General features: G+C 73.5%; 8 protein-coding genes and 1 pseudogene. 3 read left to right on the plus strand and 6 right to left on the minus strand.

Going from position 1 to position 8,674, the window contains the following annotated elements:
- Window positions 1-625, plus strand: a pseudogene (locus tag E1284_RS35430) (serine/threonine protein kinase); the annotation flags it as partial.
- A 122-nt stretch (window positions 626-747) separates the two neighbouring features.
- On the opposite strand, the gene E1284_RS35435 reads toward E1284_RS35430, so the two are convergent.
- Window positions 748-2,076: a sensor histidine kinase gene (locus E1284_RS35435; protein WP_243714944.1), complete on the minus strand. Its 1,329-nt coding sequence runs from the start codon at window positions 2,074-2,076 to the stop codon at window positions 748-750.
- Window positions 2,073-2,726 (minus strand): response regulator transcription factor, encoded by a 654-nt coding sequence (locus E1284_RS35440; protein ID WP_131944530.1) that lies wholly within the window; start codon window positions 2,724-2,726, stop codon window positions 2,073-2,075. The genes E1284_RS35435 and E1284_RS35440 overlap by 4 nt, the downstream gene beginning before the upstream one ends.
- A 207-nt stretch (window positions 2,727-2,933) precedes the next feature.
- On the opposite strand from E1284_RS35440, the gene E1284_RS42040 reads away from it, so the two are divergent.
- Window positions 2,934-3,110 carry a hypothetical protein gene (locus E1284_RS42040; protein ID WP_165965549.1) on the plus strand — a complete coding sequence of 59 codons (177 nt, stop codon included), beginning with the start codon at window positions 2,934-2,936 and terminating at the stop codon, window positions 3,108-3,110.
- Window positions 3,111-3,183: 73 nt separating this feature from the next.
- Here the strand turns inward: E1284_RS42040 and E1284_RS35445 are convergent, their stop codons facing one another.
- From E1284_RS35445 to E1284_RS35455, 3 genes are read right to left on the minus strand one after another with little or no spacing between them, the layout of a single operon-like run.
- Window positions 3,184-4,047 carry an inositol monophosphatase family protein gene (locus E1284_RS35445; RefSeq protein ID WP_165965550.1) on the minus strand — a complete coding sequence of 288 codons (864 nt, stop codon included), beginning with the start codon at window positions 4,045-4,047 and terminating at the stop codon, window positions 3,184-3,186.
- Entirely contained in the window at window positions 4,044-4,952 is a 909-nt protein-coding gene (locus tag E1284_RS35450; protein WP_131944531.1) for a ferrochelatase, read from the minus strand. The genes E1284_RS35445 and E1284_RS35450 overlap by 4 nt, the downstream gene beginning before the upstream one ends.
- A 28-nt stretch (window positions 4,953-4,980) precedes the next feature.
- On the minus strand, window positions 4,981-6,252 hold the full coding sequence (locus E1284_RS35455) for a lytic transglycosylase domain-containing protein (protein WP_131944532.1): 1,272 nt from the start codon (window positions 6,250-6,252) through the stop codon (window positions 4,981-4,983).
- Window positions 6,253-6,390: 138 nt separating this feature from the next.
- Between E1284_RS35455 and E1284_RS35460 the strand changes: the two genes are divergently transcribed.
- Window positions 6,391-7,701 (plus strand): D-arabinono-1,4-lactone oxidase, encoded by a 1,311-nt coding sequence (locus tag E1284_RS35460; RefSeq protein WP_131944533.1) that lies wholly within the window; start codon window positions 6,391-6,393, stop codon window positions 7,699-7,701.
- Here E1284_RS35460 and E1284_RS35465 read toward each other — a convergent pair.
- Window positions 7,698-8,674 (minus strand): hypothetical protein (locus tag E1284_RS35465; protein ID WP_207924133.1); only part of this gene is annotated, 977 nt, incomplete at its 5' end. The genes E1284_RS35460 and E1284_RS35465 overlap by 4 nt on opposite strands.

Raw genomic sequence — 8,674 nt, forward strand, 5'->3', positions numbered from 1 at the left:
GCCCCCTCCCCCTCCGCCGCCGAACATGGGCCAGCAGCGGATGGGGCAGCCGGGCATGCCGATGCCGCCGGGGCCGGGCTACGGGCCGCCGAAGCGGTCCAGCACCGGGCCGATCATCGCGATCGGCTGCGGCGCGCTGGCGCTGATCGTGATCCTGGTCGTGGTGGTGCTGGCGATCATCGGCGCCAACACCGAGGACGACCCGGACCCGTTCCCGACGGCGTACCCGACCAGCACCTACACGCCGCCGGACGACGACACCCCGACGCCGCGCACGACGGGCGGCCTGGTCGGCAACTTCACCGGCGACGGGAACCAGCCGGGGGCCGGCGCCGGGCACACGCGCTTCGAGGTCAAGTTCTCGCTGATCTACTCGTCGGGCGTCGCGACGTACACCTACCCGTCCGGCGCGCAGGACAAGTGCTACACGCGTCTGGCGCTGCTGTCCGACAGCAACGGCAAGGTGGAGTACCGGGAGACCCCCATGGCGGGGATGGACGAGAAGGAGTGCGCCGCCGGCTACATCATCTTCACCGAGTCCTCGGGCGACTCGATGCGGTGGGAGTGGCGGCAGGAACAGTCCGACCCGAGCCCCTCCGCGTACGGGACGGTGTCCAAGGCGTGACCCCGCCCGGGGCGTGATCCCGTTCGAGCCGAACGCCCTGACCGGTCTCCTGGAGGCCGGTCAGGGCGTTCGGCTCGCCGGGGCGCCGGCGGGCACGGGGATGTCCGCGCGCCGTGCCGCCGTCAGCCGGGCGGGAGCCGGACGGTGACGATCAGCCCGCCGCCCGGGCGGGGCGCCGCGTAGACGGCGCCGCGGTGCGCGAGCACCACCGAGCGGACGATCGACAGGCCGAGCCCCGCGCCCTTGGACGACTCGACGCGGTCGGCGTTCAGCCGCCGGAACGGCTCGAACAGCCGCTCCACCTCGTAGGCGGGCACCACGGGCCCGGTGTTCTCGACCTGGACGGTGGCGTAGCCGTCGAGCATGCCGGCGCGCAGCCACAGCTCGCCGCCCTCCGCCTCGTTGTGCTTGATCGCGTTCTCGACGAGGTTCGACACCAGGTGCTCCAGCAGCACCGGGTCGCCGAGCGCCGTCCCCTGCGTCAGCTCGGGGTGGACGGTCACGTCGTTGTCGTGGTCGCGGCGCGCCGACTGCTCCAGCACCGTCGCCGCCACCTCGGCCATGTCGACCGGGGTGCGGGCGGTCAGCTCCCGCTCGCTGCGGGCGAGCAGCAGCAGCCCCTCGATGAGCCGCTCGTGCCGGGCGTTGGTGGCCAGCAGCGTCTTGCCGACCGTGCGCAGGTCGTCCGACACCTCGGGGTCGCCGAGCGCGACCTCCAGCAGCGTCCGGTTGATCGCCAGCGGCGTGCGCAGCTCGTGCGAGGCGTTCGCGACGAAGCGGCGCTGGGAGTCGAACGCCTGCCCGAGACGCTCCAGCATCGCGTCGAAGGTGTCGGCCAGCTCCTTGATCTCGTCGTCCGGGCCCTCCAGCGCTATCCGCTCGTGCAGGGTGCTCTCCGACAGCCGGCGCGCGGTCGTGGTGACCCGCTGCAGCGGGCCGAGCGCCCGGTCGGCGACGAACCAGCCGAGCACGAGCGTGATGACGCCCACCCCGCCGAGCGCGAGCAGCGACCGGCCGACCAGCTGCTTCATCGTCTGCTCGACGAACTGGCGCTGCAGTTCCGCGGACTCGGCGTCGGTGAGGCCGTAGCCGATCACCTTGACGTTGCCGAGGATGTTGGCCATCAGGAACGACATCACGAACAGCAGCAGCGCGCCGGCCATGAAGAACAGCAGCCCGTACAGCAGGGTGAGGCGCAGCCGCACGCTCATCCGGCCGGGCAGCGCCGTGAGCGGGCCGCCGTCCGCGCGCCACATGCCCTTCGCGGCCGGCGGCGGCTGCGGGACCTGCTGCGGGCCGGGGCGCCGCCACCGGCCGCCGCGCCGGCCGCCCTCACCGCCGGGGCCGCCGGGGCCCCCGCCCGGGAGCGCGGTCGGCTGGGTCGCCTGCGCGCCGCCGTCCGGCGCGGCGCTCGGACGGGTGTCGTCGTCGCCGGGGGGCTGCGCCGTCACAGCCGGTACCCCACGCCGGGCACGGTCTCGATGACCGGCGGGTCACCGAGCTTCTTGCGCAGCGTCATCATCGTGACCCGGACGACGTTGGTGAACGGGTCGATGTGCTCGTCCCACGCCTTCTCCAGCAGCTGCTCGGAGCTGACGACGGCGCCGTCTGCGCTGAGCAGCACCTCCAGGACCGCGAACTCCTTGCGGGTCAGCTCGACCGGGCGGCCGTCCCGCGCGACCTCGCGGCGGGCCGGGTCGAGGGTGATCCCGGCGCGCTCCAGGACGGGCGGCAGCGGCGCGGCGGCGCGCCGGCCGAGCGCCCGCACCCGGGCGATCAGCTCGGCGAACGCGAACGGCTTGGCGAGGTAGTCGTCCGCGCCGATGGACAGGCCCTCGACCCGGTCGTCCAGCTCGCCCGCGGCGGTCAGCATGATGATCCGCGCCGGGTAGCGCTGCGCGACGAGCTGCTTGCAGACGTCGTCGCCGTGGACCTTGGGCAGGTCGCGGTCGAGCACGATCACGTCGTACTCGTTGACGCCGGCCCGCTCCAGCGCGCCCGCGCCGTCGTAGGCCACGTCCACGGCCAGCGTCTCCCGGCGCAGGCCGGTGGCGATCGCGTCGGCGAGCACCCGCTCGTCCTCGACGACTAGTACACGCACAAGGTCCCCCTCCTGATCGGGCGCGGTCGGCCCCAGGCCCTCAGATATGCCACGGGCGCCGTAAGACGCTCGTAAACGGGCGTTCATCTCGGCTTACGCCGTGCGGTGACCTCAACGACGCAAGAATCCGCGAAAATTGCATCCGCGAACAGGTTTGCTTTCAGCTTAGGTCTGGGTAGGGCATGGAAACGATCCGGGAGGAGGCCCATGGGCGAGCTGTCACGCATGATCCAGCAGCGGCTCGATGACGCGTACGCGTCGCTGCGCACCGCCCACGCAGAGGGCGACGCCTACCTGGCGGACATCCGCCGGGAGGAGATCAGCGAACTGCGCCGGATCGCAGCGAACAACGACATCGGCGTCGAACCACCCCGCTGCGATTGACCCGCCGCGCGCCGCTCGGCGCGACCCCTGCCGAGGAGCCCGGGACGGCCCGCCGTCCCGGGCTCTCCGCCGCTCAGTCGCGCGCAGGGTCGAGCGGGGCGAGGAGGGCGTGCAGGGCCTCGAACGTGCCCGGTCCGGCCGCCACGGTCAGCTCAGGGCCCGCGGGCGCCCCGTGCAGCCCCTCGACCCGTCCGCCCGCCTCCCGGACGATCAGCCCGCCGGCGGCGATGTCCCACGCCTGGACGCCGCGCTCGTAGTAGGCGTCGACCCGGCCCGCCGCGAGCGCGCACATGTCCACGCAGCAGGAGCCGCCGCGCCGGATGTCGCGGATGTTCGGCAGCACCCCGGTGAGCACCCGCGCCTGCCCGGCGCGCCGCACCGCGTCGTAGCCGAACCCGGTGGCGACCAGGGCCCTGCCGAGCGGCACCTCGGCGTTCACGCGCAGTTCGCGGGTGCCGGACGCCGAGTGCTGGAGGGCGCCGCCGCCGAGGACCGCCGTGTACGTCTCACCGCGGCGCGGCAGCTCCACCGCGCCGGCGACGGCCGTCCCGTCCACCTCGGCGGCGATGCTGACCGCCCAGTCGGGCAGGTCGTACAGGTAGTTGACGGTGCCGTCGATCGGGTCGACCACCCAGCGGACGCCGCTGCCCCCGGCGCGGGTGCCGCCCTCCTCGCCGAGGAACGCGTCGTCGGGGCGCCGCGCCCGGATCCGCTCGATGATCAGCTGCTCGGCGGCGCGGTCCATCTGGGTGACGACGTCGGTCGGGGACGACTTGGTCTGCACGACGTCCGGGCCGTCCGCCGGGCGCTTGTCGACCAGCATCCGGCCGGCCTCGCGCGCGGTCTCGACGGCGAGCTCCAGCAGCTCGTCCGCCAGGCTCAGCCCCGTCCCATGCGGGGGGACGACCCCCCGCGCCCCCCGGTTCGCTTCGCTCATCGGGTCTCCCCCAGGAGGTGGCGGGGCAGCGCGGCGAAGCGCGGATCGGAGCCGGGCGTGGCGGCGCGGGCGAACGCGAGCCCGAGTCCGGCGGCGCGCTCGGCGGCCTCCACGTCGAGGTCGTACTTGACCTCCATGTGGTCGGAGACGAACCCGATCGGCACGACCGCGACGGCGCGGACGCCCTTGCCCTGGAGGTTCTCCAGGTGGTCGGTGATCTGCGGCTCCAGCCACGGCTGGCCGGGCGGCCCGCTCCGGCTCTGGTAGACGAGATCCCACGGCGCCCCGGGGGCCGCCCTGTCGGCGACCGTGCGCGCGGCCTGCTCCAGCTCCGCGACGTACAGCTCCTGGCCGGGCTGGGACAAGGGCACGCTGTGCGCGGTGAAGACCAGGCGCGCGCCCTCGGGGAGGCGGCTCAGTGCGTCCTTGGCGGCGTCCACGAACGGGTCGATGAAGCCGGGCCGGTCGCAGTAGACGGGGAGCTTGTCGATCTCGGGGGCGCCCGGGACCTCCTCACGCGCGCGCGCGATGTCGTTGAGGTACTGGTCGTTCGTGGAGTAGCCGCTGTAGGCGGACGTCACGAACGCGGCCGCCCGCCGGACCCCGTCGGCCTTCATCTGCCGGACGGTGTCGGCGAGGTAGGGAGTCCAGTTCCGGTTGCCCCAGTAGACGGGCAGGTCCAGGCCGTGGGCCGCGAAGTCCGCCTCGATCGCGGACTTGAGCTCCCGGCAGAGCCGGTTGATCGGGCTGACCCCGCCGAACAGGTAGTAGTGCTCCCCCACCTCTTCCAGGCGTTCCCTTGGGATGTTGCGGCCGCGGGTCACGTTCTCCAGGAACGGGATCACGTCCTCGGGCCCCTCCGGTCCCCCGAAGGACAGCAGAAGCAACGCGTCGTACGACGTCATGCCTCCATCCAACCAGCCCCCGCCGGGCTCACTCGTACCGGGCCGCGTACGCCTTGGCCAGGTTGAGGACCTTCTGGACGTACCAGTCGGCGTGGTTGTAGTGCCACACCGCGCGGTAGAGCTGCTTGCCGCCGCGCCCCGCGCCGTTGGCGCACAGGTACTTGGCGGCGCCCGGGATGGCGTCGAAGGGGTTCATGATGTCGGCCTTGCCGTCCCTGTCGCCGTCCACGCCGTACGCCTTCCACGTCGCGGGCATGAACTGCATCGGGCCGAGCGCGCCCGCGCTGGAGGGGCCGGCGTTGCGTCCGTGGTCGCTCTCCACCTGGCCGATGGCGGCGAGGACCGTCCAGGACAGGCCGGGGCAGGTCGTCGCGGCCTGCTTGTAGAGGTCCAGGTAGCCGGCGGAGCGCCCGCCGCCGGACGACTGGTACTTGCTCTCGTGCAGGTTGAGCACGTCCGTGCCGGGGCCGAGCACCTTCGAGACGGCCTTGACGACCTTCGCAGGGCTCACACCGGGCGCGTTGACGAGGACCGCCACGTTCGGGACGAGCCCCATCTCCTCCCCGGACTCCTTGTCGAGCAGCATGTCGATGCCGGGCAGGCCGAGCGGGCCGGAGCCGCCCATCACGAGGTTCGGCATCGTCCGGCCCACCACGGGGTACTGGTAGCCGGTCGTGAGCTGCAGCTGCTCGGCGGCGGCCGGCGACACCACGAACTTGCCCCCGGCCAGCGCCTCCCACAGCTCGGTCTTCTTGGCCGTGCCGGGCGGCGTCCAGGACCGGAACGCCGACGGGTCCACGGCGAACGCGTTCACCTGGCGGCCCTGGAGCTGGACGGCGCCGCCCGCGACGGCCGTCACGTCCTTGACCCGGCCGAGCTTCGCGATCTGCCTGATCTTGGCGGCGGGGATCGAGCCGGCGCCGACCGCGAGCACGTCCGGCGGCACCACCCGGCGCAGCGGGGCGACCTGGCCGCCGGTGGCCACGTTGACCGGGTCGCCGGCGCTCGGCGGCGGCTCCCGCGGCCCGTCGGACGCGGCGGGCTCCGCCTGCTGCTCGGTGGTCAGCGCCGCGTAGACGCCGCCGGAGGTGCTGGCGACGGCGAGGACGGCGATGCCGCCGATGAGGAACGGCAGCGCCCGGCCGCCCCGCCGCCCCGGCGCGTTCGCGCGCGGACCGCGCCGCTTCTTCTCCGGCCGCGGCCGCTTCGGGCCGGGGCCCGGCGGGCGGGCGCCGCGCGCCTCGCCATCGCCGGACGCTCCCGCGACGGGGCCGGTGCGTGATGCTGATGGAGAAGCCACAACTTTTCCCAACGAGTCTCGCTACGGACGGTTACCCAGCCGTGGTTACGGGATCGTACGTTATCGCCGGATCCCTACCCCGTCCCGGCCCCTAAACGTGAACTTTCCTCACAATCGATTGCCGAGTAGAGTCGCCGCATGTCCCCCGAGAACACCCGAACGTGGCAGAACTGGGCGGGAAACCAGCAGGCCACACCGCAACGCGTCGTGACGCCGCGCACCGCCGGCGAGGTGGCCGCGGCGGTGCGGTCGGCCGCGGCCGAGGGCCGCACCGTCCGCATGACCGGCACCGGGCATTCCTTCACCGGCGCCGCGGTCGCCGAGGGCGTCCTGCTGCGCCCGACGGCGCTCACCGCCGTCCGCTCCGTCGACACCGCCACCGGGCTCGTCACGGTCGAGGCCGGGCTCCCGATGCACGCGCTCAACCGCGTCCTGGACGAGCACGGCCTCGCGCTGGCGAACATGGGCGACATCCAGGAGCAGACGGTCGCCGGAGCCCTGCAGACCGCCACGCACGGGACGGGACGCGACAGCGCCGGGCTCGCCTCCCAGGTCGCCGCGCTCGACCTCGTCCTCGCCGACGGCACCGCCGTGACGTGCTCCCCGCAGGAGCGCCCGGACCTGTTCGACGCGGCCCGCGCGGGTCTCGGCGCGCTCGGCATCGTCACCGCCGTCACCTGGCGGACCGTCCCGGCGTTCGTCCTGCGCGCGCAGGAGGAGCCCATGAAATGGGACGAGGTGCTCTCGCGCGTGGACGAGTTCGACGCCGCCAACGAGCACTTCGAGTTCTACTGGTTCCCGCACACCGAGGGATGCCTGACCAAGCGCAACAACCGCGTCGAGGGCCCGGCCGAGCCGCTGTCCGGATTCCGGTACTGGATGGACGACCAGTTCCTGTCGAACAGTGTCTTCGGGCTCATCAACAAGGTCACGCACCTGGCGCCCGCCGCCACGCCGTTCGTGAACCGCATCTCCGCCAAAGCGCTCGGGGCGCGCACCTACAGCGACACGTCCTACAAAGTCTTCACGAGCCCGCGGACGGTCCGCTTCAAAGAGCAGGAGTACGCGATCCCGCGCGGCGAGCTCGTCCCGGCGCTGCGCGAGCTCCGCTCCCTGTTCGCCAAGCGCGACTGGCGGATCAGCTTCCCCATCGAGGTCCGCCTGCTGCCGCAGGAGGACGCCTGGCTGTCGATGGCCCACGGGCGGCAGAGCGCGTTCATCGCCGTGCACGTCTACCACCGCGACCCGCACGAGGACTACTTCCGCGGTGTGGAGGACCTGCTGACCACGCTCGGCGGGCGCCCGCACTGGGGCAAGCTCCACACGCGCGACGCGTTCTACCTGGAGAAGGTCTATCCGCGTTTCGGCGACTTCCGCGCCCTGCGCGACGAACTCGACCCCGAGCGCCGCTTCGCGAACCCGTACACGCGGCAGGTGTTCGGCGACTAGCCGGCCGGGGTCTGCGGGGGCTGCACGCCCTCGCCGCCCTGGCCTCCGCCTCCGCCCGTGCCGCCGTTCTGGCCGCCGTCCTGCGGTCCGTCGGTCGGCGCCGTCGTCTCCGGGGCCGTCGGCACCGTCGTCGTCGGCTGCTGCGTGGGCTGCCCGGTCGGCCCGTCGGTCGGCTGGGGCGCCGGCGTGGTCGGCTCCGTCGAAGGGGTGCCGTCCGCGGGCGTCCCGCTCGGGGTGGTCCCGGGCTCGGTGGGGCCGTCGGACGGGTTCTGCGAGGGCGTGCCACCGGGCTGCCGGCCGCCGCCGTCCAGCACGCTGGTGACGGTGAGCCCCCGCTCGCCGCCCCCGCCGATGGGCTCGCCGGTGGCCGCCTCGTAGGCCGTGATCCCGCCGATGACGATGGCGAACACGGCCGCCGACGACACCGCCAGCTTCACCCAGTGCGCCCTGGCCCACCGGACCGTGCTCTGCCACGCCGTCCGGCGGACGACCTCGCGGACCGCGTCCTCGCCCGCCTCCTCGGCGAGCGAGCCCGCGACCGCGTCCACCGGATCGAGCCGCGTGGCGCCGGGGTCGCCGAACGGATCGAGCCGGGTGGCGTTCGGGTCGCCGAACGGGGCGTCGAACCGGGTCGCGTTCGGGTCACCGGACCACACCGCGGTCCGGGTCGGGTCGGCGCTCGTCGCCTCGTCCGCCGCGCCCTCGGCCGCCGTCCGCCGCCGCACCGCCGACTGCAGGTGCGTCAGCTCCTTGATCTGGTCCCGGCCCTGGTCGAGGTAGTGCTTGCCGACCGCCGACCCCGCCGTCGAGATCACGCTCATCAGCGCGGCGCCGATGATCGTCCCGTACACGCCCAGGTAGGACGCCCCCAGCGCGGCGACCGCCGTCGCCACCGCGCTCGCGATCAGCTGCGTCGTACTGAGATCCGGCAGCTTGCGCGGCATCCCCTGGCTCACCCCTGTCCCCGTAGGCC

It is taken from the genome of Actinomadura bangladeshensis (genome assembly GCF_004348335.1).
Lineage (GTDB): Bacteria > Actinomycetota > Actinomycetes > Streptosporangiales > Streptosporangiaceae > Spirillospora > Spirillospora bangladeshensis.